This window comes from Luteococcus sanguinis, from assembly GCF_039527675.1.
GTDB lineage: Bacteria > Actinomycetota > Actinomycetes > Propionibacteriales > Propionibacteriaceae > Luteococcus > Luteococcus sanguinis.
In genome coordinates this window covers 78,880-103,359 of sequence record NZ_BAAAKI010000002.1, presented here as the reverse complement: position 1 = coordinate 103,359, position 24,480 = coordinate 78,880, and the positions used below count along the sequence as shown (strand labels likewise).

Genomic DNA, 24,480 nt, shown 5'->3' with positions numbered 1-24,480 from the left:
GCTCCACCCTACCCATCCGATGACATGTCCTTGGACGCAAGGAGTCCCAGCCGCCCGCTCGGGGGTTCGGACGACTGGGACCTGTTGAACAACGTAGTGCACCTGGATGCACAGCCAAAACCCCGTGAAAGCCCTACCACATAACGAATCCATAACGACCGCCGGGGTTCAGGGTGAAGGGCTGCCCGCAGGGGCCGGGCCGAGGCACTCCCTAGGATGGTGCGCATGTCACAGCCAGCCGCCGTCCCGCCCAGCGTCCGTCTCGCCCTGCCCGCGGAGGCTTGGCAGATGGCCGACCTCCAGCGCCGCGTCTGGGCCACCGACGAGCTCGAACGACGGATGCTGGACGAGGTGAGCGTCGACCAGGTCGCGGAGCTGTGGCACGGGGCCATCACCCGTCCTCCCTTGGCACACTTTCGTGTCCTGGTGGCAACCGAGGGTTACGGAACCGCGGAGCAGGCAGACGAGCGAGGCGGCAGCAGGCAGCGCACCCGGGTGTGCGCCTTCGCCGCGACCGGCCCCTCCGACGACCCGGACGCCGACGCCACCGACTCGCTGGTCACCGAGTTCTGCGTCGACCCCCTGCTGCGCGACCAGGGCCACGAGGACCGGCTGATGAATGCGCTGGTCGACACCATGCGCGCCGATGGCTACCAGCGGGCCACTTGGTGGGTGCGTTCCACCGACGATGCCCTGCGCGGCTGGCTGGCCGAGGCCGGCTGGGCGCCCGACGGCGCGCACCGTGAGATCGGGACAGAGGATGGCGTGCTGCGCGTCAAGCAGGTGCGCATGCACACCGACATCTCCCAGTAGTTCGGGGTCGGGGTCAGCGGAATCGAGAGACCGCCACGTCGTTGCCGACCAGTCCTACCCGCAGGCCGCCCTCGACGACCTCCACGTCCGAGAGCGTGAAGCCCTCCACCCGGGGCAGTTGGAGTTCACTCTGGGCCACCATGACGGCCGCTTCGACCAAGCCCTGGTCCAGCGGTTTGCCGCCGAGCGTCCCGGTGGCGTTGCTGAAGGACAACCCGTCGCCGGCGATCACCGGCTGTCCAACCAGTTCCACCTGCTGGCCGGCCACCGTGGTAGCGACCTTCATGCGCCCGTCCCCCCCGTCGGAAACGGCCAGATCCAGCCGGCGCGAGAGGGTCGCCCAGTCGGCGGTGCCGTGTACGACGACCCGTCCAACCTTCGCCTGGTCCAGGTCGGTGGGGTTGGTGATCGAGTCGGCCTCGACCAGCAGGTCGGTGACGCTCACCTGCTGACCGTCGACATGGCCGCTGATCTGGTCTGCCCGCACCTGCGCTCCGGGCAGCCGGTGCGTCACCAGCATCGCGCAGAAGGGCCAGCCGTGGGCCTGGACGTCAGGCGTGGTGCCCAAACGCGCGGCCAAGGTGGTGGCGACGCGCTTCTCCGCCTCGGAGCGCAGCAACTCATCCCCCACGGCGCCCAGACCGCCGAGGACCAGGAGCGTGACCAACAGGCCCGTCAACAGGCGCCTCATTCGAGATCCAGCAGGCCCTCGATGCCGAGCGTCAAGCCGGGCCGCGAACCGACCGCCTCGATGGCCTGCACGACGCCGGGCATGAAGGAGGCGCGGTCCATCGAGTCATGGCGGATGGTCAGGGTCTCACCGGGAGCGCCGAACAGCACTTCCTGGTGCGCGACCAGGCCGGACAAGCGCACGGCGTGCACGTGGATGCCCTCGACCTGCGCACCGCGCGCGCCGTCGGGGTCGTGCTGGGTGGCATCGGGGATGGCGTCCAGGCCGGCCTCGCGGCGGGCGGCGGCGATCTTGCCGACGGTGGTGGCGGCGGTGCCAGAGGGGGCATCAGCCTTGTTCGGGTGGTGCAGTTCGATGACCTCGACGCTCGGGTAGTACCTGGCCGCGATTCGGCTGAAGTGCATCATCAGCACCGCGCCGATCGAGAAGTTGGACGCGACCAGTACCCCCACCTCGGGGTGCTGGGCGAGCTGGGAGCGCAGCTGGTCAAGGCGCTCGGCGGTGAAACCGGTGGTGCCGACGACGGCGTGGATGCCGTGCTCGATGCACCACTGCAGGTTGTCCATCACGGCGTCAGGGTGGGTGAAGTCGACGACGACCTCCGCGTTCTCGGCGGCGGAACGGTCATCGCCGGCGTCGATCGCGGCGACGAGGTTCATCCCTGCCTCGGCCACGGCGCGGCAGACCTCCGCGCCCATCTTCCCGTTCGCCCCGAACACCGCTACCCGCGTCATCGCCGTACCTCTCGTCGTGCCCTCGTCATGCCCAATGGTGGCGCCCATTCTCCCCCAGCGACCAACTAGGCTTCCAGCCGTGCCAGAGCCGACCACCATCGACGCGCGGGCCGTGTGGCTGAACGCATCGACGATCACCGTCCCCGCCCACCGTGCCACCAGTTCGCGGGAGCCGTCACGTTCGCAGTGGACACTGCACTGGTCGCCCAGCTGCACGATGACCCCGGACAGTCTGGACGTGGACGACCACGTGGCCGTCCCCCTGAAGCGACGGCCCGAACTGGCCCGGGAGGAACTCGCACTGCACCCCGAGCTGACCGGTCACATCGCGCTGCGGTTGCCCGAGCCGATGGTGCGTTCGGTGCCCGAAATGCTCACCGGTCAGTTGTGGGTGGAACGCACTCGCGACGGCCAGCGGGTCGAGTTGACGGGCATCCAGCTCGGACGGGTGCTGGACTCCCTGCACGCCGACAGCGCCCGGAAGACAGAGCTGGGCGCGGTGGTGAACGGCAAGGACGTCGACGTCCGGGTCTGGGCGCCGACCGCGCAACGCGTCGTCCTGCTGCTGTGGCGCACGGACGCGGGCAGCGAGCCGCCGATCGACCAGGCGGTGCGACACCCGACGGTGCGTCGCCACGATGGCGTCTGGGAGGCCCACCTGCAGCGCGAGCACGTCGGTTGGCGCTACCTGTTCGAGGTGGCCGTGTACGCGCCCAGCACCGGACGGCTGGAGACCAATCTGGTCACCGACCCCTATTCCGCCGGCCTGACGCTCAACTCGGCACGCTCGGTGATCGTCGACCTCGCCGATCCCTGCGGCATGCCGGAGGGCTTCGAGGGCTCCACCGGCCCACAGCTCGACCAGTTGGTCGACGCGACGATCTACGAGCTGCACGTGCGCGACTTCTCCGCGAACGACCCTGGGGTACCAGAGCTCCTGCGCGGCAGCTACCTGGCCTTCACCGCCGATGGGCAGGGCGCACGCCACCTCGCCAGCCTGGCGCAGGCCGGGATGAACACCGTCCACCTCCTGCCCTGCTTCGACATCACGTCCATCAACGAGGACCGCACGACCTGGGTCGCCCCACAGGGCCTCGCGGATCTGGATCCGGCCTCCCACGAGCAGCAGAAGCTGGTCGCCCAGACCCGCGACCGCGACGCCTTCAACTGGGGCTACGACCCCTGGCACTGGATGGTTCCCGAGGGCAGCTATGCCTCCAGCAACGAGAATGCCGACGGCATCGCGCGCGTGCGGGAGTTCCGGGCCATGGTCGCCGGACTGCACCGGCTGGGGCTGCGCGTCGTCATGGACCAGGTCTTCACCCACACCGCCCACGCCGGCCAGGACCCCAAGGCCGTCCTTGACCGGATCGTCCCGGGCTACTACCACCGCCTCGACCAGGACGGGCGCCCCTACAACTCGACGGTGTGCAACAACACCGCGCCCGAGCGGGCGATGGGCGAGAAGATGATGGTCGACGCCTGCGTGCGCTGGGCGCGCGACTACCGCGTGGACGGTTTCCGCTTCGACTTGATGGGGCACTCCTCTGCTGCCAACATGTCGGCCGTCCGGGACGCACTCGACGCGCTCACCGTCGCCGATGACGGCGTGGACGGGCGGGAGGTCTACCTCTACGGCGAGGGCTGGAACTTCGGCGAGGTCGCCGACAATGCGCTGTTCTTCCAGGCCACCCAGGGCCAGCTCGCCAGCAGCGGCGTCGCCACCTTCAGCGACCGGCTGCGTGACGCCGTCCGCGGTGGCCGCCCGATGGACGACGACCCCCGTCGGCAGGGTTTCGGCTCCGGGTTGTACTTCGAGCCCAATGGGCGCCGGCAGCGGCGCGAGCAGGCCGAGGAACTGGCCGAGATGACCAACCTGGTGCAGCTGGGGCTGGCCGGGAACCTGCGTGACTACGAGTTCACCGGCACCGGAGGGAAGGTGCTGCGCGGCGATGAGGTGCCCTACTTCACGATGCCCGCGGGCTATGCGGACGAGCCCAGCGACGTCGTCAGCTATGTGGACGCGCACGACAACGAGACGCTGTGGGACTCGTTGACGATGAAGCTGCCCCCGAGCACGTCCATGGCCAGTCGAATACGGATGAACACCTTGAGCCTGGCCTGCGCGACGCTCTCGCAGACGCCCGTGCTGTGGCACGCCGGCGCCGACCTGCTGCGTTCCAAGTCGCTGGACCGCAACTCCTTCGACTCGGGTGACTGGTTCAACCACCTCGACTGGAGCGGCGCCGACAACGGTTTCGGCCGCGGGCTGCCCCCAGCGGCCGACAACCGGATTCGCTGGCGCTGGCTGGAGCCACTGCTGCGCGAACCCTCGCTGAAGCCGACCCAGGACGAGGTCGAGCTCGCCGCGGCGATGGCCCACGACCTGCTGCGGCTGCGGTTCAGCACCCCGCTGTTCCGGCTCGGGCAGGCACGCCTGGTGCACGAGATGGTTCGCTTCCCCGTCAGCGGCACCGAGCACGCGCAGGACGGCGTGATCGTCATGCACGTGGACGACTCCGGCGCCGAACCGGTGGACGCGGAACTGGCCGGCCTGGTGCTGGTGCTCAACGCCCGTCCCGATGCCGTGGCGCAGGCCATTCCCGGCCTGCAGGGGCGCATGCTGGAACTATCCCGGGTGCAGGCAGGGGGTTCCGACGAGGTCGTCAAGACCTCCGCCTGGGACGCCAAGGCGGCAGTGCTGCACGTCCCGGGTCGCACCGCGGCGGTCTTCTGCGAACCGCGCTGAGGCAGGGATCGGCTGGGCTCAGGAGCGGGCGTCGTCCCAGCGGGTGATCATCCGCTCCGCCGCGAGACGTCCGGACGATCCCCCGGCCAGGCTGACGACCGGGGCGCGCGACAACAGCCCGGCGATGGTGTCGTTCACTTCTTCCCGGGTGACCGCGGCGTAGGCAGCCAGCAGCTCGTCGGTGTCCCAGGGGTCGCCCAGAAGTTCACGGCTGCCGATCCGGCCCATCCGGGCCGAGGGATTCTCGAAGTGCAGCAGGGTCTGCCCGACCAGCTGCCCCTGGGCCGCAGCCAGTTCGTCCGCGCTGAAACCCTCCTGGCGCACCTGCTGGCAGATGTCGCCCACCACGTCGATGATCTCGGCGGTGCGCGCGGGCAGTGACTGCCACTCGACGGTGAACAGCCCAGAATCGGTCCAGGAGCTGGTGGACGCGTCGATCGTGTAGGCCAGCGCGCGGCGCTCTCGCACCTCCACGAACAGCCGGGAGCTCATGCCACCGCCCAGGGCCACCGACGCGAGGTCGAGCCGGGGGCGCAACGCATCGCCGTAACGCACGCCTGGCCAAGCCAGGGTGACGGCGGTCTGCGCGGTGTCCCCACGCTGGAAGGCCACCCTTGGTTCGCCGGGCACGGGTGTCTCGACAGCTCGCGCGGCCCGTCCGGTGGGGGCGTCGGCGAAGGCCTCCGCGACGGAGCTGACCAGCGCCTCATGGTCCACCGCTCCGGTGGCGGCGACCACGATCTGCCCGGCGCGGTAGTTCTCCTGCCACCACGCGGTGATGGCGCGGGCGCTCTGGCGGCGGATCGACCCAGCCGAGCCGATCACCAGCGGCGCCAGGGAGCTGCCCTCGAAGAGCGTGGCGATGGCCCGGTCGACGCTCGACTCGCTCGGGTCGTCGGCGTGCATGGCGATCTCGTCCAGGATCACCTCGCGCTCGATGGCCACATCCGCGGGACGCACGAGCGAATGGGTGAGCATGTCACCGAGCAACTCGACGGCACGTGCGGTGTCACCGGCCAGCACGCGGGCGTGGAAACAGGTGTACTCGCGCGTGGTGTAGGCGTTCAGGTCGCCGCCGCGCGCCTCCAGCTCCGCCGAAACCTGCTCGGCGGTGCGGGTAGGGGTGCCCTTGAACAGGACGTGCTCCAGGAAATGGCTGGACCCGTGCCGGTTGGCCGGTTCGTGTCGTGATCCGACACCGACGTAGACGCCCAGATTGGTGCCCACGGCACCGGGGACGTGTTCGGACAGGACGCGAAGACCGCCCGGCAGCTCCGTGCGGAGGACTTCTCCTCCGGGATGCTGCCGGGCGGTCCCGGTGCGGGTGGTCGTCACCGACGGCCACCCGCAATGGTCGATCCGATCACTCGGCGGCCGGAGCCTGCTGCTCGGCGGGAGCAGCGGCGTCCCCCGCCTCCTCCACGACGGGGACGAGCGACAGCTTGCCGCGGTCATCGACCTCGCTGATCTCCACCTGGAGCTTCTGGCCGACGCTCAGCACGTCCTCGACGGCCTCGACGCGCTGGTTGTTGTTCAGCGGCTTCAGCTTGGAGATGTGCAGCAGGCCGTCCTTGCCTGGCAGCAGCGAGACGAAGGCGCCGAAGGCGGTGAGCTTCACGACGGTGCCGAGGTAGCGCTCCCCCTTTTCGGGCATCGTCGGGTTGGCGATCGAGTTGATCATGGAGCGCGCAGCCTCGGCGGCCTCGCCCGTCTCGGCACCGATGTAGATGGTGCCGTCGTCCTCGATCGTGATGTCGGCGCCGGTCTCGTCCTGCATCTGGTTGATCATCTTGCCCTTCGGGCCGATGACCTCTCCGATCTTGTCGACCGGGATCTTCACCGTGATGATGCGCGGAGCGTAGGGGCTCATCTCGTCGGGAGCGTCGATGGCCTCGTTCATGACCTCGAGCAGGGTGTGACGCGCCTCCCGGGCCTGCAGCATGGCCTTGGCCAGCTCGTCGGCGGGGATGCCGTTGAGCTTGGTGTCGAGCTGCAGGGCGGTGACGAACTCGGAGGTGCCGGCGACCTTGAAGTCCATGTCGCCCAGCGCGTCCTCGGCGCCCAGGATGTCGGTCAGCGTGACGTACTGGGTCTCACCGTCGATCTCCTCGCTCATCAGGCCCATGGCGATGCCAGCCACGGGAGCCTTCAGCGGCACACCGGCGTTCAACAGGGCCAGGGTGGACGCGCAGACCGAGCCCATAGAGGTCGAGCCATTGGATCCCAGCGCCTCGGACACCTGGCGGATCGCGTAGGGGAACTCCTCGCGGGTGGGCAGCACGGGCACGAGGGCGCGCTCGGCGAGCGCTCCGTGGCCAATCTCACGACGCTTCGGCGACCCGACGCGACCGGTCTCACCGGTGGAGAAGGGCGGGAAGTTGTAGTGGTGCATGTACCGCTTGGTGTTCTCGGGGTCGAGCGTGTCGATCTTCTGCTCCATGCCCAGCATGTTCAGCGTGGTGACGCCCAGGATCTGGGTCTCGCCACGCTGGAACAGGGCCGAGCCGTGGACGCGCGGGATCACGCCGACCTCGGCCGACAGGGTGCGGATGTCGGTGACACCGCGGCCGTCGATGCGCACCTTCTCGGTCAGGGTGCGGTGACGGACGATCTTCTTGGTCAGCGCCTTCAACGCGGCGCTCACCTCGCCCTCGCGGCCGGCAAACTGCTCGGCCAGCTTCGCCTGCAACTGCTGACGGATCGCGTGGGTGGCGTCGTCGCGCTCCTGCTTGCCGGCGATCTGCATGGCCCGGGCCAGCTCGTCGGAGACGGACTGCACGGCCTGCCAGACGTCGTCCTCGTACTCCTTGAAGACGGGGAAGTCGAAGGTCTCCTTGGAGATCTGCGCAGCCAGCTCGGACTGGGCGTCGCACAGCTGCTTGATGAAGGGCTTGGCAGCCTCCAGGCCCTGGCCCACGACCTCTTCGGTGGGGGCGGTGCGGCCGGAGCGCACGAGCTCCCAGGTCTGCTCGGTGGACTCGGCCTCGACCATCATGATCGCGACGTCACCGTCGGCCAGCACGCGGCCGGCCACGACCATGTCGAAGGTGGCGTCCTCGAGCTGCTTGACGTCGGGGAAGGCCACCCACTGCTTGTCGATCAGGGCGACGCGGACGCCGCCGATCGGGCCGGAGAAGGGCAGGCCGGCGATCTGGGTCGACATCGAGGCCGCGTTGATCGCGACGACGTCGTACAGCTTGCTCGGGTTGAGCGACAGCACGGTGACGACGACCTGGACCTCGTTGCGCAGGCCCTTGACGAAGGACGGACGCAGCGGGCGGTCGATCAGGCGAGCGGTCAGGATCGCGGAGGTGCCGGGGCGGCCCTCGCGACGGAAGAAGGAGCCGGGAATACGTCCCGCGGCGTACATGCGCTCCTCGACGTCGACCGTCAGCGGGAAGAAGTCGATGGCGTCACGGGGGCTCTTGGCGGCCGTGGTGGCGGACAGCAGCATGGTGTCACCGTCGAGGTAGACGGCGGCGGAGCCTGCGGCCTGCTGGGCCAGGAGGCCGGCCTCGAAGCGGACGACGTGCTTGCCGTGGGCTCCGTTGTCGATGGTGGTTTCGGCGAACTTGATCTCGGGTCCCTCCATGGGGACTCCTTTCTGTGTGGGCAGACGCACCCCACACCGCGCCCCCTCCTGGGGCGTGGCGACCCGCGACACCTGTCGCGGTCAACGGCGTCCGCGCCGGTCTTCGATCGAGGCCCGCGGCCGGGATGGATCCCGCCCGAAGGCCACTACCGAGGACCAGACGGCGGCCTCGTCGGAGGGTCTGCTGAATACGGTGCTTCTGAATACGGTGCTTCTAAATACGGTGGTTCGGTGTTGAGTTTTGCGGTGGCGCACTCTCATGGCCACGGATTCGAGCCTAGCCGAGAGTGCACAAAGAGGGAGTGACCCATGCGGGTCACTCCCCCAGTGTTCTGGCTGCGATCAGCGACGCAGGCCCAGGCGGGCGATCAGTGCACGGTAGTGCTCGACGTCGTTCTTGGCGACGTAGTTGAGCAGACGGCGGCGCTGGCCGACCATCAGCATCAGGCCACGACGGCTGTGGTGGTCACCCTTGTGCATCTTGAGGTGCTCGGTCAGGTGCGAGATGCGGGCGGTCAGCACCGCGATCTGCACGTCGGGAGAGCCGGTGTCGCCAGGGGCGGTCGCGTACTCTTCAATGATCTTCTTCTTCTGCGCAGCGTCCATGACGGTGCTCTCCTCTCGGTTTCCCGTTGCGCGGCGCCCCCGTGCTGGTGCAGTGGGGGCTCTTTGGGGGCCGCGGCCGATCAAACGGCAACTGGACGAGACTACCAGCCGGTCACACGAACGGGCGAATCGTCGTCCGTCGAGGTCCGTGACGACATCGCCCGGATCCGGGCGAAATGGGTGCACGTCCGCGGGCGTCGGACACATTTCGACCACATCGGGCCGCTTCTCGCGGTCCCGACGCCCGCCCGGTTTGGGACGATCGTCTCAGCGATCAGTCATTCACCTTGTGTTTGCATGGCCGTGATTGACTGGCGCCACATGCCAGGAAGGAGTACCTAGATGACACCGACCCCCGCACAGGGACTCGTCATTCGCCAGGCGGAGGACGCGGACCTGTCCGCCCTCGGCCAGATCGAGCCCCGCCCCGAGCAGAAGCTGGCACAGAAGCGCTTCGACGAAATGACCGCTGGCACGGGCCTGCTGGCCGTCGCCACCCTCGACGACGAGGTCGTCGGCATGGGCTACCTGGACTTCGTCGACAACGAACTGCACCCCGAGGTCAAGAACCTGTGGGTCGTTCCCGAGGCCCGCCGCCACGGCGCTGGCCAGGAACTGTTCACCTGGCTCGAGGACAAGGCCGCCGAGGCCGGCCACAAGGAGGTTTTCCTCGCGGTCGACCCGAACAACGGACGCGCGCTGGCGCTCTTCCTCAACCGTGGCTACTCCCCCACCGGCAACCACCTCTTCGTGGACGACCCCGACACCCACCAGGTGGTCGACCCCTCCCAGGTGAGCAACCACTACGCGATCTACCAGAAGTCGCTCACGGCCTGACCACCCCCAGGCACGACGCGCGCATGACGAAGACGCCCCGCCCGGATTGATTCCGGTCGGGGCGTTCGTCTTGGCAACGTGGCCAAGCCTTCGTACGCGGGCAGTCAGCGCGACAGCAGGTCGCGGATCTGGTCGACGTCGCGGGTCATCTGCTCGACCAGTGCCTCGATCCCGGTGAAGGCGACCTGCCCACGGATCCGGCTGACGAAGTCGACGGCGATCTCGACGCCGTAGAGCTGCAGGTCGTCCCGGTCGAGCACGTAGGTCTCGACGCGACGTTCCATGCCATTGAAGGTCGGGTTGGTGCCGACGCTGATCGCCGCCGGCATCCGCTCGCCGCCCGGGACGAGGGGCGTGAGCCAGCCCGCGTAGACGCCGTCCGCCGGGACCGCCATCTCGTCCGAGACCGGCAGGTTGGCGGTCGGGAAGCCCAGGTCACGTCCGCGCTGGTCGCCCACGACGACGACGCCGCGGACGCGGAAAGGACGCCCCAAGTGCCGGGCAGCGGTCTCGACGTCACCCTCTTCTAGGGCAGCACGGATGCGGGTCGAGCAGGTGCTCTCCCCGTCCACCTGCACCAGCTGGACGGCCTCGACCTGGAAACGTCCCTGGCCTGAGGCTCGCAGCGTATCGGCCGTTCCGGCGGCGCGGTAGCCGTAACGGAAGTTCTCGCCGACGACGACCCAGGCCGGGTCCAGCGGCGCGATGATGCGGTCCACGAACTCGTCCGGGCTCCAGACCGAGACGTCACGGGTGAACTGGACGACGCGCACCTCGCGGGCACCGGCGCGCTTGAGCAGCTCGATCCGGTCGGTGAGGTCGCCGAGCAGCTTGGGCTGACGACCGGGGCGCAGGACGGCCATCGGGTGCGGCCAGAAGGTGACCACCATGATGGGGAGTTCGGGGTCCAGGGACTGCGCGTGCTGCAACAGCTCGGCGTGGCCGGTGTGCACCCCGTCGAAATTGCCGATCACCACGATGGACTTGGCCACGGTCTTCCTCTCCTCCTGCTGCGCGGATGAGTCTAGGGCGGCGTCGCCATCGGTGGACAGCAGAGCGTCACCGGACGCGCCCTGTCGGTGGCCGCCGGTCTCTCGGGCCCAGACCCAGGCACTGGGCCTGCTGATGTTCACCGGCGGGTCCCAGTTCGCCTTGGTCGGCACCGTCGGCGGCGGCGGTGCACCAGCCCTGAACTGCGCTGCCTGGCGCCTGGCACCCGCGGCCCGCAGGCAACCTTTCACAGGACGTCGGCCATGTCGGCGGCGAAGTCGGCCACCGCTCGGGTGGTCAGTTCGTCGTCGAACAGCTCCGCGATGACCGCCGGCGGCAACGTGAACACCCGCACCCCGGCTCCCACCAACTGCATCACCTGGTCGGCACTCTTGACCGAGGCCGCCATTACCAGCGGGCCCAATCCGTCCTGCGGGACGGCGGAAGTCATCGCGCGGATCTGCTCCAGCGCGTCACGTCCGGCCAGCTGCATGCGGTTGAAGTAGGGCGCCAGGTACCGCACCCCCATGGCGGAGGCGATGGTTACCTGGGTGGCGCTGTACACCGCAGTCATCAGCACCGGGACACCCTGCGCGTGCAGGCGCTGGATCACGGTGGCGCCGACCGGCGTCACCGGCACCTTCATGGTGGCGTGCTCGCAGATCTCTCGGAGCCGCATGGCGGCCGCGTACTGCTCCTCGACCGTCTCGCCCCACAGCTGGAAGCAGACCTCCCGTCCCTCAGCACCGGCCCACTGGGCCACCTCCGCGATGTCGGACAGCCGCAACCCGGCGCGCTTGAGCAGGGTCGGGTTGGTGGTCAGGCCGTGCGCGATCCCGGTGGCAAGCCACGGTTCGGCCTCCGCCCGCACCGCGGAGTCGACGAAGATGCGGATCGGCACCGGCTGGCCCGGCGCGACGGTGGTGTTGCTCATGTTTCCTCCTCCACCCGCCAGCGGACGGGCTTGTGCGTCGCCCTCGACCCAAGGGGTCTGGGCAGGTCAGTTCAGCATGGTCTGGCCGCCCGTCACCGGGATGGCCTGACCGGTCTCGTAGTCCTGTTCGATGCAGTAGCAGATGGCTCGAACCACGTCCGCCGGTCGGCAGCCACGCCCCATCGGCACCTGCTGCTCGTAGTGGCGTCGCACGTCGTCCACCGACCTCGCGCCGGGGACCTTGCCTGCCGCCAGGTACTGGACGAGCAGTCCGCGCTGCGGATCCGTCCACAGTGGACCGTCCAGGTAGTTGCCGGGGCACACGGCGTTGACCTTGATGCCATCGTCGACCAGTTCGAGGGCGAACGACTGGGTGAGGCCGATACCGCCGAACTTGCTCCCGGCGTAGGCGAAGTTCCGCTTCGATCCGGCCAGGCCCGACTTCGAGTTCACCTCGACGATGTCCGACCACAGCGCCGGTTGGGCCCGGTGCTGGGCGGCCATCACCGGGGCCACCGTGCGGGCGGCCACGAAGTAGCCGCGGTAGTTGACGCGGGTGACCAGGTCGAAGTCTGCGCAGGACAGTTCCGACACGGATCCAGCCCGCACCACCCCGGCATTGCTCACCAGCAGGTCAAGGCCGCCCCATGCGTCGACGAGCTGGGCCACGGCCTCTTTGAACGAGTCGGGGTCGGCAACGTCCACGGTGAGCGGCAGGACGCGATCCTCGCCATGGGCGGCGGCCAGTTCTCGCGTGGCCTGCTCGACACCGGTCTGGTTCACGTCGGCGAGGGCGACCCGGCAGCCCAGGGCGGCCAGCTGGGTGGCGATCTGCAGGCCGAAGCCCTGGGCGGCTCCGGTGACCAACGCCAGGCGGCCCTGGAGACGGGTGTGGCCCGGTTCGGCCTCGACCAGGAAGCCGCCCAGATCACCGAGCCGGATGCCGGCCGGGAGTTGGGCGGGAAGCTGGTCGCGCAGCGCCGCGATGAGCCCGTCGGAGACGACCAGCCCCTCACCTGCCTCGCGGGGCAGCTCGACGGTGGGCGTCCAGCAGCCATCGGCGGGCACGGCGTCCACCGCCACGGTACGCAGCGTCACCCTGGCCTCGCCCGACAACAGGCCACGCACCACCGGCGCCAGCTCCCGCAGCACAGGCCGATGGCCCGACCCCCGCATGGGGGCCGGGACCATCGGCAGGTTCACTGCGTCCTCGGTCATGACTCGATCGTCAACACGCTGCCCACCTGGAGCTGGGGCGGGTTGCCGGCACAGTCGATGTGGATGGCTCCGGCCAGACCGGCCGTGTCACCGCCGGTGACGTTGACCGTCACATGGCCGAGCCCCTCCAGATTCTTGTGGGCAGCCTCGCCCACGGCCGTGATGGGGTAGGAAACCCCATCCACCAGCAGGTTCTGCCCCACGGCCAGGGGCTGCTCGACCGGATTCATCTCGATGATGAAGCAGAAGTCCTTGAGCGAATCAGGGACTCCCTGGCCAAAGGTGACGAACAGCCCGTCGGCGATGAAGGTACCGGCCTGTTCGCCGGCATCGGTGACGGTGGTACGGAAGATCTCTGTCATGTCGAGCCCCTGTCAGGAGTACAGGCCGGCGCTGGCCAGCCAGGCGATGGCGACGCGCGGGACGCCGTTGAGGAAGCGGGAGTACAGCACCGCAGGAACACCCACCTCTACCGTCTCCGGATCCGCCTCGGCCAGTCCGAGGCCCACCGGGATGAAGTCGCAGGCGTTCTGGGTGTTGATCGCGAACAAGGCCGGCAGCGCGAGGTGCGGTGCGACATTGCCCTTGCCGATCTCGACGCCGATCAGGGTGCCGATGATCTGCCCGATGACCGCACCGGGGCCGAGCAGCGGCGACAGGAAGGGCAGCGAGCAGATGAAGCCCAGCACCATGAGACCCCAGCCGGAGCCAGCCAGTGGGGTCAGGAAGTGGGTGAACCACTCGCCGAAGCCGGAGGCGTTGATGATGCCGATGAGCATGGAGATGAAGGCCATGAACGGCAGGATCGTGTTGATCATGGTCTGGATGGCGTCGCGTCCGGCCTGGTAGAAGATGGCCACCACACGACCGGCGCCCAGTCCGATCTTCATCAAGATGCCCTGCTTCTTCTGCTCCGCGAGGGTCTCGGAGACCTTCTTGCCAGCGGTGAAGGTGGGCTTGGACGTGGTGCTCGTCGCGCCGGCCAGCGAATCGTCAGCAGCGGCCGGAGCAACCGGGGCCGCGCTGGCGTCAGCGGGATGGACCTGCTCACTGGTGACCGCGGAGACGTAGATGTCCTCGCGGATGAACTGGGCCAGGGGCCCGGTCTTGCCAGTCGGCATCACGTTCACCGTCGGGATGTTCTTCTTCGGGTAGATGCCGCACCGCAGGGTTCCCCCACAGTCGATGACGGCCACGGCGATCTGCTCGTCCGGCACGGAGGTCTGGAAGCCGTTGACGGCCTCGCCGCCGGTCAGCTCGACCAGCCGGTCGACGACCGCGGGCTTCTGCCCGCCACCGACGATGTAGACGATCTTGTTGCGCTCCTCGGTGAGGTCGACCCGGATCGGGCCACCCCAACCGCCGGCGCCCTTGTCGATGACGACGCTGCGGTACTCGCTCATGCCTGCACCTTCACTTCGCTGGAGAGGGTGACGCCCTGCTGCTTGGCGACCCAGGGGGTGATGAAGTCGGTGACCCAGCCACCGAGGAAGTTGAGCACGACGCCCAGCACCAGGTATCGCAGGGCCAGCTCGGCGCTGTTCAGCCCGAGCTGCTCGATGCCCTTGGCGATGCCCAGCCAGATGAACAGCTCACCGGCGTTGATGTGCGGGAAGATGCCGCTCGAGGTGTGGCAGAACTGGGCGCCACTGGCGTAGTAGCTGGGCTTGTACTTCTCGGGCAGGAAGCGGCCCAGGGTGAAGCCCATCGGGTTGGCCAGCATGAAGAAGCCCAGGAAGGGCAGCACCAGGTAGCGGCTCACCGGGTTGCCGGAGGCACGCCGCGCGAGCCTGTTGATCTTGTCCTCACCGATCATCTGGATCAGGGAGTTCATCGCGATGAGCAGCATCAGCACCAACGGGACGATGCCGGTCATCCATCCGATGAAGGTCTCGCCGCCGGCTCGGAACAAGCCGATGAACCACGTGGCTGAGTCTGTGAAATAGTGCACGGTCTTTCCTTTCTCGTGAGATGCGGGCCGGGTCAGGCGGTGACGGGGCCCGTGCGGGGGGAACGGTTGAGAAGGCGGGTGATCGGGCCCGGCGGTTCCTCGGGAACCAGACCTTCGGAGACCACCATGAAGTTGTGCCGCGCGTTGGCGATCGCCTGGCGCACGCTCTTGGGGTGGCGACGGTCGGCCAGGGCGTCCACGTCACGGATCGACACCCCAGCGCACCCCTCGAGAGGACGGAACCGGGAGAACACGGTGACGCCGTTGAGCCGGGAGCCCTCCACCACCACGTCGTCGTCGTCGATGAGGAACATCACGATCGCGCCGCTGAACAGCAGGTTCTTCTGCTTGCCGATCGCCACCCGCCCGCGGCGCCGCATCGCGCCGTACTGCTTGGTGTAGTGGGTGGCCTGGCGGATCGACAGCACCATCTGGAGGATGTAGAAGATCGCGAAGGCGATCATGAGTGTCCAGAACATGTCACTTTCCTTGGTTGTGGTCACGGAAGTCCTCGAGCAGGCCGAGCAGCTCGGGATAGCTGGTGATGGCACAGAGCCGGTCCATCAGTCGGGAGTCGGTGCCCAGCCGGATGAGCTCCTCGTAGGTACGGACGAGGATCCGGTCGTCGTAGTTGTCCTTCTCGGGCACCGCCATCAGGAACACGACCCGACGGGGTCCCGACTCGTTCTCGGGGACGATGCCCAGCGCACAGCTGACGCTGGTGACCTTCGGGTCACTGGCGTGCGGGAAGAACAGCCGGTCCCCGATCACCACCGGTTCGGTGTGGTCGAGCCGTTCGGTGAGGACCGACGGGAAGGCCGGGGGCACCTGACCGAGCGAGACCAGGTGCTGCGCCAAGGCCCTGGCCGCATCGCGATGTCCGCAACCCGGCGGCAACGAAACGATGCGGTCCGAGTCCAGCAGGAGCACCAGCATCGACCCCTCGGCGTGCTCGCCGACCAGCGGGCCGAAGTGGGGGAAGTGCATCAGCGACAACCGCCGGATCAGCTCCCCGCGGTCGAAGAGCTCCGCGAGTTCGATGGTGGGCACGTCCGTGTCGAGGGTGCTGCCGGGTGAGCGCACCAGCAGGTCCACCCCCTTGTCGGCCACGTCGGCGGCCGTGGTGACCATCACATACTCGGTGGGCACCGAGAGCGCCTGAGCCAGTTGACCCCGCAGCAGCGACGCGGCAGCCGGACCCCTGCGGGAGTGGATGCCGATGCGGAAGGGTCGCCGCCTGCGCTGTGCCTCGTCGTCGAGGAAGACCTGGAAGTAGGTGGCCGCCAGGGCAAACTCCGACTCGTCCATCTGGAGCCCCGTCTCGGCCTGGACGACGTCCGCGGCGATCGCCGCCATCTGGGCTGCCAGCGGGAAGCGGCCCCGCATCTCCGTGAGGTCCAGCGGGGAGTCGACCTGGAGTCCGAAGCGGAGTCGGTTGAGCATGAACCCGAGGTGGTGGGTGAACTCCCCCAGCAGTTCACCCGGCTGGACGTCGATCTCCAGGCGTTCCCGGATCCGCTGCAGGATAAGGATGACCAACTCCCGGGCCTGCTGCTGGTCATCGTGGTCGTCACTCGACTCGCCCAAGGTGGTGCGCCGGCCCGCTGCCGGAATGGCGAGGAAGAGCACCTCCTGGGGCGAGAACGGACGTCCCGTCGCCTCCGCGACGCCATCGGCCAAGGCCTGCGCGAAGCCCGCCGCCTCGGTGCCCTCGAGCCGGCGGTGGGTGGGGGGCAGCTCGGTCAATTCGCGGCCGACCGTCTGGCGGTCGAGGCTCACGATCAGCCAGCGGCTCAGCTCCATGGCGAGAGCCGGATCGAACCCGAAGCGGCCGCAGGTGTCGTCGAGGACGTCAACCAGCGCCGGCGCAAGGGGATGGCTCCCATAGGTGGCGCGGAATCCGTGCCGCAGGACGGCCAGCCGGATGGCCAGCTCGCTACCGACCAGTTGCAGGCCCACATGTGGTCTGCCCTCGACGATCACGCCGAGAGGCGCCACCAGGCGCCGCAGCGTGACCAGATCGGCTGTCACCGTGGTGCGTCCCACATTCATGCCGCGGGCCAGGGTCTCGATGCGCACCGGGACGGGGCTGACAACCAGTTGCCCCAGGATGTGCCCAACCCGGTGGTGCGGGTCGTTGAACGATTCCCGCTGGCCGGTGAGCTGCGCTCGAACCTCCGCGAACCCGACGGCATCGGCGACCCGCAAGCGGTAGCGGCCGTTGATCAGGCGCACCTGCGCGCAGCCGCCCAGCGCGCTGTTCAAGGCAGCGACCTCGGTGGCAACCGTCCGCTGCCCCACCCCGAGCAACCTGGCCACGGACTCGGGCGCAATGGACAACGAGCTCTCCAGCTGGTGCAGGATCAGTGCCGAGCGCTGCATCGCGTCCTCCCTCCTCGTCGTTTTGGCCACGCTAGGCCGCACGGGCGGGTTCGCGCAGCGCTGAATCACCCGGGCCTCTGCGAGGCCGGACGCAAAGCTCCGGACGAGTACCCCCAGTGGGATCGTCCGCCGAACTCCCCATGGTGGGACGATGGTCACCACCCGTCCCCAGGAGTCCCGATGCGCACTGCCAACGTCACGGTGACAGTGGCCGGTGGCGTGCACGCCCGGGTGGCGCTCGAACTGGCACGCTGCGCCGCCCGCTACCGCAGTTCCGCCTACCTGCTGGGCCAGCGCACCGTGAGCCTGTCGAGCGTGATGGACGTGCTGTCCCTGGCGGTGGGTGAGGCAGAGGTGGTCACGCTGCTGACCGATGGTCTGGACGAAGAGGCGGCGCTCGCCGAGCTGCGCGGCATCCTGCAGGACGAGCCGGACCAACACTGAGCTCCGTCTGCTCCATCAGACTGCTCCAGCAGACTGCTCCAGCAGACTGCTCCAGCAGACGATGCCGGGCCCCCGCCATCGCTGACCAGACCATGCGGAATTGTCCGAAGATCAGCAGCGGTGGCTGCAAATCGGTGACCCCATCACCCGCCCCGCCGATCCCGTCGGGTGCCTAGGGTGAGCGTGAAGCAGTCAACGAGGAGGTAGTGGTGGATCCCATCGTCGAGCGCGCCGTGGCCCAGGCCGACCAGACAGATCTCGTGTGCGTGGAACGCGGCGCGGTGACGCGGTGCCCGGAGCTGTTCGCGCAGTGCTTCGGTGACCAGCCGGTGCTGCTGGTCGCCGATGAGCGCACCTGGCAGGTGGCTGGGCAGGCGGTGCACGACGGGCTGCGGTCACAGGGTTCCCGGCTGGCGGAACCGCTGGTGTTCCCCGGCAGCCCCACCCTGTACGCCTCACTGGACAACGCCCGCACGATCGCGACGGCCATCCGCGAGGCCGACCAGGCCAGCGGGGCCGTGGTGGTCCCGGTCGCCGTGGGTGCCGGCACCCTGAACGACCTGGTCAAGCTGGCGGCACAGGAGACCGACCGCCGCTACGCGGTCGTGGGTACCGCCGCGAGCATGGACGGCTACACCGGCGCCGGTGCGCCGATCAGCGACCATGGGGTCAAGGTCACCCTCAACTGCGTGGCGCCCCAGGTGGTCATCTTCGACCTGGACGTCGCTGCCGCCGCACCGAAGAGCATGATGGCCAGCGGGTACGGGGACCTCTCCGCCAAGATCCCCGGTGGGGCAGACTGGCTGCTGGCTGACGCAGTGGGCGTTGAACCCCTCCACCAGGAGGCCTGGCAGCTGGTGCAGTCCGGGGTGCGTTCGGCCCTCAGCCGACCCGAGGCGCTGGCGGCCGGCGAGCCGGAGGCCTACCAGGGGTTGGTCGACGGTCTGGTGCTGTCGGGGCTGGCCATGCAGGTCTACGGCGGGACGCGTCCGGCCTCCGGCGCCGAGCACTATTTCAGCCACATCTGGGAGCTCTCCCATCTGGGCGCCGAGCATGATCCGCCACTGTCCCATGGCGCAAAGGTCGCGATCGGGACGCTGGCGATGCTGGCCTTCTACGAGCGCTTCCTGGCGCGCGATGTCGCAGCCCTGGACGTGGACGCTGCGATCGCCCGTTGGCCGCAGTGGGAGCAGGTGGAGGCCGACATCCGACGAACCTTCGAGGGGCCCCTGGCCGAGCACGCCGTGAAGGAGACCAAGGTCAAGTACCTCGACCCCCAGCAGTTGCGATCCCGCCTCGCGCGGTTGGTGGAGGGCTGGCCGCTCACCCGGCGGCTCCTGGTGGAGCAACTGGTTCCTGCCCGCGAGTTCCAGCACATGCTGCGCCTGGCCGGGGCTCCCAGCCGACCCGAGGACATCGGGCTGACCAGCCAGGACGTCCGAGCCACCTTCCCGAAGGCGATGTACTACCGCTCCCGCTACACCGTGCTGGACGTGGCCCGCGAGGCTGGCTGGTTCGAGGAACTGGTCGAGGAGACCTTCGCTCCCGGCGTCCTGTGGGACTGACCGAGCAGCTGTGCGGCGGGCCCATTGGCGAAGAACAATGGGACACCCTCAGACCGGGGTCACCCAGATCGTCTAGCCTTTCCGGGTCATGCAACCCACTCCAGCCGTCCGCATGGGCCTGTCCGTGGCCGTCGCCACCGGCCTGTACGGCATCTCCTTCGGTGCCCTGTCCGTGGCCGCGGGCCTCTCGGTGGCCCAGACCCAGGCGCTCAGCCTGCTGATGTTCACCGGGGGGTCCCAGTTCGCCTTCGTCGGGGCCATCGGCGGCGGCGGTGCACCAGCCCTGGTCAGCGCGTCCCTGCTGGGTGTGCGCAACATGGTCTACGGCGCGCAGATGAACACCATGTTCGCGCCACGAGGGCCGCGGAAACTGCTGCAGGCGCATGTGACCATTGACGAGTCGGTCGCCTGCGCGGTGGGCCAGGACGACGCGGACGAACAGGCGCGAGGCTTCTGGACCGGCGGGGTGGGCGTATTCCTGCTGTGGAACCTCTTCACGCTGGCCGGCGCGGTGCTGGGCAATGCCCTGGGCGACCCGAAGGCCTGGGGTCTGGACGGTGCGGCGACTGCTGCCTTCCTCGGCCTGCTGTGGCCCAGGCTGCACAACCGCGACACGGTGACGATCGGGGTGGCTGCCGCGTTTGTCACGCTGCTGCTGGTGCCGGTGCTGCCCCAGGGCCTGCCGCTGCTCGTGGCAGCTGCGGCCGCCGCTGGTGTCGCCGCCCTGCTGGGACGGGAGCCCCGTCGATGAGCCTGTGGCCATGGGTGCTCGCGGCATGCTTGATCGCCTACCTGACCAAGCTGGTCGGCTACCTGGTGCCGACGCGCTGGCTGGAGAGTCCACGGGTGCTGCAGGCCACCAGCGCCATGACGATCGGGCTGCTCGCCTCGCTGGTGATGCTCAATGCGGTCACCACTGGCAGCCACCTCGTCCTCGACGCCCGTCTGGTGGCCTTGGTAGTCGCCGGGTTGGCGCTGTGGCGGGGCGTCCCCTACCTCGGCGTGGTCGTGCTCGGCGCCGCAGCAGCCGCCGTGGCGCGACTACTGGGTATGCCCTGAACTACTGGGCCTGCAGGAGCGCCAGGTCGCGGCGGATGTAGCGCAGGTGCGCCCACTCCTCCTCGAGGATCACCCGGATGCAGTCACCCACCGTGGGGTGCCAGTCGTCCACGGTCGACCACGGATTGGTGCGCTTCTCGGCAAGTAGTTCGGGGGTGACCGTGGCGAGGAAGTCGGTGAGCATCTGCTGCCGCTCGGCGCGGACAGCCAGCACCTCCTCCCAGCCGGGCTCGTCGGTGCGGAAGATCGAGGTGTCGAAGCCCATCTCGGCGGCGCCGGGGAAGATCTGGCCGATCTCGTGGAAGGGCCGTTCGACCCCCAGGATGCCGCAGCGCAGCCACGCGTCGGTGGCCAGCACGAGGTGACGCAGGGTCTGGGTGAGCGACCACTCGTCCGGGACGTGCGCATCGCGCAGCGCGGCGGGGGTCTCGTCGACGGTCTTCGCCCACGCGGCCTGTACTGCCGCCCAGCCCTCGCCCAGGCCCTCGGGGGTCTGCGCCTTCTGCAGCTCCCGCCCGGGGAACAACCGGTTGAGCTCAGCGTCCACGAAGGGGACGACATCCACCCCGTTGACGATGAGCGTGCCGAAGAACAGGTCGTGGCTGTCGATGTCGAGTCCGTCGAGGTCGACGCCGCGCATCACCAGACCGCTGACATCGCAGGAGCGGATGGTGGCGCCCTTGAAGCTCACGCGCTCGAAGCTCGCGCCCTCGAACTCCTTGGTGCGGGAATAGGTCGTCATGCGGCCATCCTCACACGGAGCCGCCGGCCAGCGACAGCCTCAGACCAGGACGGCCACCGGGCGCGCGAGGCCGGGGTCGTCCACATCGGGACGGTAGAGGCCGAGCAGCTCGTCCGCCGGGTCGACCAGGCCCGTCGGGTTGGCAGGCACCTCGAGGCGCAGCGATCGACCGAACCGAACATTGGCGGCCTGCTCCGCGTCCAGCTGGACGACCGGGAAGGATCGCCGGGCGGCATCGGCCATGCCGAGCAATACGGGCCGCTCGTCGCTGTCGAGGTTGACCACCGGAAGCTGGTCGAGGTCGTATCCGCCGATCCGGGTGCGGCGCAGCATCGTCAGGTGGCCGCCGACTCCGAGCGCCTCGCCGAGGTCGCGGGCCAGCGCCCGGATGTAGGTGCCCGAGGAGCACTCCACATCGACGTCCACATCGCAGTACGGCCCGTCGACGCGCAGCCCGCCCAGGTCGAAGCGACTGACCGTGACCTCGCGGGCCGCCAACTCCACCTGCTCGCCATCGCGCACCAGCTTGTAGGCCCGCTGGCCGTTGACCTTGATCGCGCTGACCGAGCTGGGACGCTGCATGATCACCCCGCGCAGCGGCGCGATGGCGGCCTCGACCTGCTCGCGGACAAGCCCAGAGGCGTCCGCTCCCCCGCTGCACTCGCCCTCCGCATCGTCCGTGGTGGTTGACATCCCGAGCCGGATGGTCGCCAGGTAGCGCTTGTCGTGCAGGGCCAGATGCCCCAGTAGACGCGTGGCCCGGTTGACGCCGATGATCAGCACACCGGTCGCCATCGGGTCGAGCGTTCCAGCGTGGCCCACCTTGCGGGTGCCCATCAGCCGGCGGACCCGCCCCACCACCTGGTGGCTCGTCCACCCAGCAGGCTTGTCACAGATCAGCAGGCCGGATTCAGTCATGCCAACCAGTCTCCCAGACCGAGACATGTCACAGTCCGGCACCTTTTCAAGCTTTCGTGAGAAATTTCACGAGGAACGCTTGTGTTCCGATTCACAAGTGTGCGAACCTCTTGATGTCGAGAGAGCGTGGTCGATGCAGCCCACGCCCGGACAATCACCTTTCAGGAGCGATCATGACCCACCGCCACATCGAGGAAGAGGTGGAAAACCACCTCCCCAAGGACCACTGGCCCCTGCCTGAACTGAGCCAGGTCGGCCCCGAACACCCCGGCGACGGCATCGACTTCGTCGCCGCCCAGAAGTCCCCCGACTACCAGGAGCTGCGCACCAAGTTCACCAGCTTCGCGTTCCCGATGGTTGCCACCTTCATCAGCCTCTACTTCGTCTTCGTGCTGATGGCGGTCTATGCCCCCCACTTCATGGGCAAGCGCCTGATCGGCTTCGTCAACGTCGGCATCGTCTTCGGCCTGCTCAACTTCCTGACGACCTACCTGGTGACCTTCCTGTACGTCCGTCACGCGAACAACAACCTTGACCCCCGTTCCGTCGCCGTGCGCGACCGCCTTGAGAAGGAGGCCGTGCGATGACGCTGCTCGAGACGGTCGGCAACCCCGCACTGAACATTGGCATCTTCGCCCTGTTCGTCATCGCGACCATGGGCGTCGTGATCAAGGTCACCCGCGACTCGGCCAAGAAGTCCACCGACTTCTACACCGGCGGCGCGGCCTTCTCCGGCCGCCAGAACGGCCTGGCCATCACCGGCGACTACCTGTCGGCCGCTGCCTTCCTTGGCGTGACCGGCGCGATCGCCCTCAACGGCTTCGACGGCTTCCTGTACTCGGTCGGATTCTTCGTGGCCTGGATCATCGCCCTGCTGCTGGTGGCCGAGCCCCTGCGCAACACCGGCAAGTACACGATGGCCGACGTGATGAGCTTCCGGATGAACCAGAAGCCCGTCCGGACCGCCGCCGCCCTGTCGACCCTGACCATCTCCTTCGTCTACCTGCTCGCGCAGATGGCCGGCGCCGGTGGCCTGGTCGCCCTGCTGCTCGGCATCTCCAGCAAGAACGGCCAGTCGCTGGTCATCGCGCTCGTCGGCATCATCATGATCGTCTACGTGCTCATCGGCGGCATGAAGGGCACCACCTGGGTGCAGATGATCAAGGCCGTGCTGCTCGTCTCCGGTGCCGCGATCATGTTCTTGTGGGTCATGGCCCAAAAGGGCTTCAACCTCTCCCGCTTGTTCGGTGACGCCGTCGCTGCCCACCCCAAGGGCGACCTGATCATGGAGCCGATGCTGCAGTACGGCGCCAACAACTGGACCAAGCTGTCATTCGTCTCGCTGGCCATCGCGCTGGTCGCCGGTCCCTCGGGCCTGCCGCACGTGCTGATGCGCTTCTACACCGTCCCCACCGCCAAGGACGCCCGCAAGTCGGCCGTGTGGACGATCGGCCTGGTCGGCATCTTCTTCATCTTCACCCTGGTGCTCGGCTACGGTGCCGCGGCGCTCGTCGGTGCGGACGCGATCAAGAAGGCCCCCGGCGGAGCCAACTCGGCTGCTCCCCTGCTGGCGCACCACCTCGGTGGTTCGGTCTTCATGGCCATCATCTCGGGCGTGGCCTTCGCCACGATCCTCGCGGTGGTTGCCGGCCTGACCATCACCGCCTCGGCCTCCTTTGCCCATGACATCTACAACAACGTCATGAAGAACGGCGAGGTCAACCCCGAGGACGAGGTCAAGGTGGCCCGCTACACCTCGATCACGATCGGCATCCTGGCCGTCATCGGTGGCATCTTCGCCAACGGCCAGAACATCGCCTTCCTGATCTCGCTGGCCTTCGGCGTCGCCGCCTCGGCCAACCTGCCGGCCATCCTCTACACGATGTACTGGAAGAAGTTCAACACCCGCGGCGCGACCTGGTCGATCTACGCCGGCCTGATCTCCGCCGTGGTGCTGATCATCCTCTCGCCGGCCATCTCCGGAGACCCGAAGGCCTTCTTCCCGGGCGCGAACTTTGACATCTTCCCGCTGACCAACCCCACGATCATCAGCCTCCCGCTGTCCTTCCTGGCTGGCTGGCTGGGGACTGTCACCAGCAAGGAGCCGGCCGATGCCCGTCTCCAGGCCGAGATGGAGGTTCGGTCCATGACCGGTATCGGTGCAGAGGGCGCCATCGCCCACTGACCCCACCGGGCCCCGATCAGGGGGAGGGCCACCGCGCTCCGGCCCTCCCCCGCCGCACTTGCCCCACGGT

The 24,480-nt window shown here is 68.4% G+C and carries 24 protein-coding genes; 9 read left to right on the top strand and 15 right to left on the bottom strand.

Features of this window, described 5'->3' with window-relative positions:
- Positions 1 to 225: 225 nt before the first annotated feature.
- Positions 226 to 813 carry a GNAT family N-acetyltransferase gene (locus ABD089_RS01885; RefSeq protein WP_343884488.1) on the top strand — a complete coding sequence of 196 codons (588 nt, stop codon included), beginning with the start codon at positions 226 to 228 and terminating at the stop codon, positions 811 to 813.
- A 13-nt stretch (positions 814 to 826) separates the two neighbouring features.
- Here ABD089_RS01885 and ABD089_RS01880 read toward each other — a convergent pair whose 3' ends face one another.
- Entirely contained in the window at positions 827 to 1,504 is a 678-nt protein-coding gene (locus tag ABD089_RS01880; protein ID WP_343884487.1) for an LmeA family phospholipid-binding protein, read from the bottom strand.
- Positions 1,501 to 2,238, bottom strand: coding sequence for a 4-hydroxy-tetrahydrodipicolinate reductase (gene dapB, locus ABD089_RS01875; protein WP_343884486.1), 738 nt, complete (start codon positions 2,236 to 2,238; stop codon positions 1,501 to 1,503). The genes ABD089_RS01880 and dapB overlap by 4 nt, the downstream gene beginning before the upstream one ends.
- Before the next feature lie 79 nt (positions 2,239 to 2,317).
- Between dapB and pulA the strand changes: the two genes are divergently transcribed.
- Positions 2,318 to 4,987 (top strand): pullulanase-type alpha-1,6-glucosidase, encoded by a 2,670-nt coding sequence (gene pulA, locus ABD089_RS01870; protein WP_343884485.1) that lies wholly within the window; start codon positions 2,318 to 2,320, stop codon positions 4,985 to 4,987.
- A gap of 18 nt (positions 4,988 to 5,005) precedes the next feature.
- Here the strand turns inward: pulA and ABD089_RS01865 are convergent, their stop codons facing one another.
- From ABD089_RS01865 to rpsO, 3 genes are all read right to left on the bottom strand, one after another.
- Complete coding sequence (locus ABD089_RS01865; RefSeq protein ID WP_343884484.1) at positions 5,006 to 6,322, bottom strand: M16 family metallopeptidase; 1,317 nt, start codon at positions 6,320 to 6,322, stop codon at positions 5,006 to 5,008.
- 28 nt (positions 6,323 to 6,350) lie between these two features.
- On the bottom strand, positions 6,351 to 8,579 hold the full coding sequence (locus ABD089_RS01860) for a polyribonucleotide nucleotidyltransferase (protein WP_343884483.1): 2,229 nt from the start codon (positions 8,577 to 8,579) through the stop codon (positions 6,351 to 6,353).
- A gap of 342 nt (positions 8,580 to 8,921) precedes the next feature.
- Positions 8,922 to 9,185 (bottom strand): 30S ribosomal protein S15, encoded by a 264-nt coding sequence (rpsO, locus tag ABD089_RS01855; protein WP_343884482.1) that lies wholly within the window; start codon positions 9,183 to 9,185, stop codon positions 8,922 to 8,924.
- Positions 9,186 to 9,527: 342 nt separating this feature from the next.
- On the opposite strand from rpsO, the gene ABD089_RS01850 reads away from it, so the two are divergent.
- Entirely contained in the window at positions 9,528 to 10,022 is a 495-nt protein-coding gene (locus ABD089_RS01850) for a GNAT family N-acetyltransferase (RefSeq protein ID WP_343884481.1), read from the top strand.
- 104 nt (positions 10,023 to 10,126) lie between these two features.
- Here the strand turns inward: ABD089_RS01850 and ABD089_RS01845 are convergent, their stop codons facing one another.
- The 8 genes from ABD089_RS01845 to ABD089_RS01810 all read right to left on the bottom strand — a co-directional run bounded on the left by ABD089_RS01845 (position 10,127) and on the right by ABD089_RS01810 (position 17,497).
- A complete protein-coding gene (locus tag ABD089_RS01845; RefSeq protein WP_343884480.1) occupies positions 10,127 to 11,155 on the bottom strand; it encodes a bifunctional riboflavin kinase/FAD synthetase in 1,029 nt (342 codons plus the stop codon).
- Between the two features lie 104 nt (positions 11,156 to 11,259).
- Positions 11,260 to 11,946 carry a transaldolase family protein gene (locus tag ABD089_RS01840; RefSeq protein WP_343884479.1) on the bottom strand — a complete coding sequence of 229 codons (687 nt, stop codon included), beginning with the start codon at positions 11,944 to 11,946 and terminating at the stop codon, positions 11,260 to 11,262.
- A 66-nt stretch (positions 11,947 to 12,012) separates the two neighbouring features.
- Complete coding sequence (locus ABD089_RS01835; protein ID WP_343884478.1) at positions 12,013 to 13,164, bottom strand: SDR family NAD(P)-dependent oxidoreductase; 1,152 nt, start codon at positions 13,162 to 13,164, stop codon at positions 12,013 to 12,015.
- The gene (locus ABD089_RS01830) at positions 13,161 to 13,526 is read right to left on the bottom strand and encodes a PTS glucitol/sorbitol transporter subunit IIA (protein ID WP_343884477.1); all 366 of its coding nucleotides are present in this window, start codon (positions 13,524 to 13,526) and stop codon (positions 13,161 to 13,163) included. The genes ABD089_RS01835 and ABD089_RS01830 overlap by 4 nt, the downstream gene beginning before the upstream one ends.
- Before the next feature lie 12 nt (positions 13,527 to 13,538).
- Positions 13,539 to 14,567 carry a PTS glucitol/sorbitol transporter subunit IIB gene (gene srlE / locus ABD089_RS01825; RefSeq protein WP_343884476.1) on the bottom strand — a complete coding sequence of 343 codons (1,029 nt, stop codon included), beginning with the start codon at positions 14,565 to 14,567 and terminating at the stop codon, positions 13,539 to 13,541.
- Complete coding sequence (gene srlA, locus ABD089_RS01820; protein ID WP_343884475.1) at positions 14,564 to 15,115, bottom strand: PTS glucitol/sorbitol transporter subunit IIC; 552 nt, start codon at positions 15,113 to 15,115, stop codon at positions 14,564 to 14,566. The genes srlE and srlA overlap by 4 nt, the downstream gene beginning before the upstream one ends.
- Positions 15,116 to 15,147: 32 nt before the next feature.
- Positions 15,148 to 15,594 (bottom strand): transcriptional regulator GutM, encoded by a 447-nt coding sequence (locus tag ABD089_RS01815; protein ID WP_343884474.1) that lies wholly within the window; start codon positions 15,592 to 15,594, stop codon positions 15,148 to 15,150.
- A gap of 1 nt (position 15,595) precedes the next feature.
- Positions 15,596 to 17,497, bottom strand: coding sequence for a BglG family transcription antiterminator (locus ABD089_RS01810; protein ID WP_343884473.1), 1,902 nt, complete (start codon positions 17,495 to 17,497; stop codon positions 15,596 to 15,598).
- Positions 17,498 to 17,677: 180 nt separating this feature from the next.
- Here ABD089_RS01810 and ABD089_RS01805 point away from each other — a divergent pair, with 180 nt between their 5' ends.
- The 4 genes from ABD089_RS01805 (at position 17,678) to ABD089_RS01790 (ending at position 20,565) form a co-directional block, all read left to right on the top strand.
- Positions 17,678 to 17,941 (top strand): HPr family phosphocarrier protein, encoded by a 264-nt coding sequence (locus tag ABD089_RS01805; RefSeq protein ID WP_343884472.1) that lies wholly within the window; start codon positions 17,678 to 17,680, stop codon positions 17,939 to 17,941.
- Positions 17,942 to 18,207: 266 nt separating this feature from the next.
- The gene (locus ABD089_RS01800) at positions 18,208 to 19,506 is read left to right on the top strand and encodes a sn-glycerol-1-phosphate dehydrogenase (RefSeq protein ID WP_386769089.1); all 1,299 of its coding nucleotides are present in this window, start codon (positions 18,208 to 18,210) and stop codon (positions 19,504 to 19,506) included.
- An 88-nt stretch (positions 19,507 to 19,594) separates the two neighbouring features.
- The gene (locus ABD089_RS01795; protein ID WP_343884469.1) at positions 19,595 to 20,257 is read left to right on the top strand and encodes an AzlC family ABC transporter permease; all 663 of its coding nucleotides are present in this window, start codon (positions 19,595 to 19,597) and stop codon (positions 20,255 to 20,257) included.
- Positions 20,254 to 20,565, top strand: coding sequence for an AzlD domain-containing protein (locus ABD089_RS01790; protein WP_343884468.1), 312 nt, complete (start codon positions 20,254 to 20,256; stop codon positions 20,563 to 20,565). The genes ABD089_RS01795 and ABD089_RS01790 overlap by 4 nt, the downstream gene beginning before the upstream one ends.
- Position 20,566: 1 nt before the next feature.
- Here ABD089_RS01790 and ABD089_RS01785 read toward each other — a convergent pair whose 3' ends face one another.
- Both ABD089_RS01785 and truB read right to left on the bottom strand, forming a co-directional pair.
- Positions 20,567 to 21,307 (bottom strand): DinB family protein, encoded by a 741-nt coding sequence (locus tag ABD089_RS01785; RefSeq protein WP_343884467.1) that lies wholly within the window; start codon positions 21,305 to 21,307, stop codon positions 20,567 to 20,569.
- A gap of 39 nt (positions 21,308 to 21,346) precedes the next feature.
- Positions 21,347 to 22,225, bottom strand: a complete 879-nt coding sequence (gene truB, locus ABD089_RS01780) for a tRNA pseudouridine(55) synthase TruB (protein WP_343884466.1) — start codon at positions 22,223 to 22,225, stop codon at positions 21,347 to 21,349.
- A gap of 173 nt (positions 22,226 to 22,398) precedes the next feature.
- Between truB and ABD089_RS01775 the strand changes: the two genes are divergently transcribed.
- Positions 22,399 to 22,812 (top strand): DUF485 domain-containing protein, encoded by a 414-nt coding sequence (locus ABD089_RS01775; RefSeq protein ID WP_343884465.1) that lies wholly within the window; start codon positions 22,399 to 22,401, stop codon positions 22,810 to 22,812.
- Positions 22,809 to 24,410: a solute symporter family protein gene (locus ABD089_RS01770; protein WP_343884464.1), complete on the top strand. Its 1,602-nt coding sequence runs from the start codon at positions 22,809 to 22,811 to the stop codon at positions 24,408 to 24,410. Before ABD089_RS01775 ends, ABD089_RS01770 begins: the two co-directional genes overlap by 4 nt.
- Positions 24,411 to 24,480: the final 70 nt, after the last annotated feature.

Excerpts from the sequence above, each read along its gene's own strand:
- rpsO (WP_343884482.1), bottom strand. The coding sequence starts at position 9,185 with ATGGACGCTGCGCAGAAGAAGAAGATCATTGAAGAGTACGCGACCGCC.
- ABD089_RS01835 (WP_343884478.1), bottom strand. The coding sequence starts at position 13,164 with ATGACCGAGGACGCAGTGAACCTGCCGATGGTCCCGGCCCCCATGCGG.
- ABD089_RS01885 (WP_343884488.1), top strand. The coding sequence starts at position 226 with ATGTCACAGCCAGCCGCCGTCCCGCCCAGCGTCCGTCTCGCCCTGCCC.
- ABD089_RS01790 (WP_343884468.1), top strand. The coding sequence starts at position 20,254 with ATGAGCCTGTGGCCATGGGTGCTCGCGGCATGCTTGATCGCCTACCTG.
- ABD089_RS01810 (WP_343884473.1), bottom strand. The coding sequence starts at position 17,497 with ATGCAGCGCTCGGCACTGATCCTGCACCAGCTGGAGAGCTCGTTGTCC.
- ABD089_RS01775 (WP_343884465.1), top strand. The coding sequence starts at position 22,399 with ATGACCCACCGCCACATCGAGGAAGAGGTGGAAAACCACCTCCCCAAG.
- ABD089_RS01850 (WP_343884481.1), top strand. The coding sequence starts at position 9,528 with ATGACACCGACCCCCGCACAGGGACTCGTCATTCGCCAGGCGGAGGAC.
- truB (WP_343884466.1), bottom strand. The coding sequence starts at position 22,225 with ATGACTGAATCCGGCCTGCTGATCTGTGACAAGCCTGCTGGGTGGACG.
- ABD089_RS01860 (WP_343884483.1), bottom strand. The coding sequence starts at position 8,579 with ATGGAGGGACCCGAGATCAAGTTCGCCGAAACCACCATCGACAACGGA.
- srlE (WP_343884476.1), bottom strand. The coding sequence starts at position 14,567 with ATGAGCGAGTACCGCAGCGTCGTCATCGACAAGGGCGCCGGCGGTTGG.
- dapB (WP_343884486.1), bottom strand. The coding sequence starts at position 2,238 with ATGACGCGGGTAGCGGTGTTCGGGGCGAACGGGAAGATGGGCGCGGAG.
- ABD089_RS01880 (WP_343884487.1), bottom strand. The coding sequence starts at position 1,504 with ATGAGGCGCCTGTTGACGGGCCTGTTGGTCACGCTCCTGGTCCTCGGC.
- ABD089_RS01815 (WP_343884474.1), bottom strand. The coding sequence starts at position 15,594 with ATGTTCTGGACACTCATGATCGCCTTCGCGATCTTCTACATCCTCCAG.
- ABD089_RS01785 (WP_343884467.1), bottom strand. The coding sequence starts at position 21,307 with ATGACGACCTATTCCCGCACCAAGGAGTTCGAGGGCGCGAGCTTCGAG.
- ABD089_RS01830 (WP_343884477.1), bottom strand. The coding sequence starts at position 13,526 with ATGACAGAGATCTTCCGTACCACCGTCACCGATGCCGGCGAACAGGCC.
- ABD089_RS01840 (WP_343884479.1), bottom strand. The coding sequence starts at position 11,946 with ATGAGCAACACCACCGTCGCGCCGGGCCAGCCGGTGCCGATCCGCATC.
- ABD089_RS01795 (WP_343884469.1), top strand. The coding sequence starts at position 19,595 with ATGCAACCCACTCCAGCCGTCCGCATGGGCCTGTCCGTGGCCGTCGCC.
- ABD089_RS01805 (WP_343884472.1), top strand. The coding sequence starts at position 17,678 with ATGCGCACTGCCAACGTCACGGTGACAGTGGCCGGTGGCGTGCACGCC.
- ABD089_RS01770 (WP_343884464.1), top strand. The coding sequence starts at position 22,809 with ATGACGCTGCTCGAGACGGTCGGCAACCCCGCACTGAACATTGGCATC.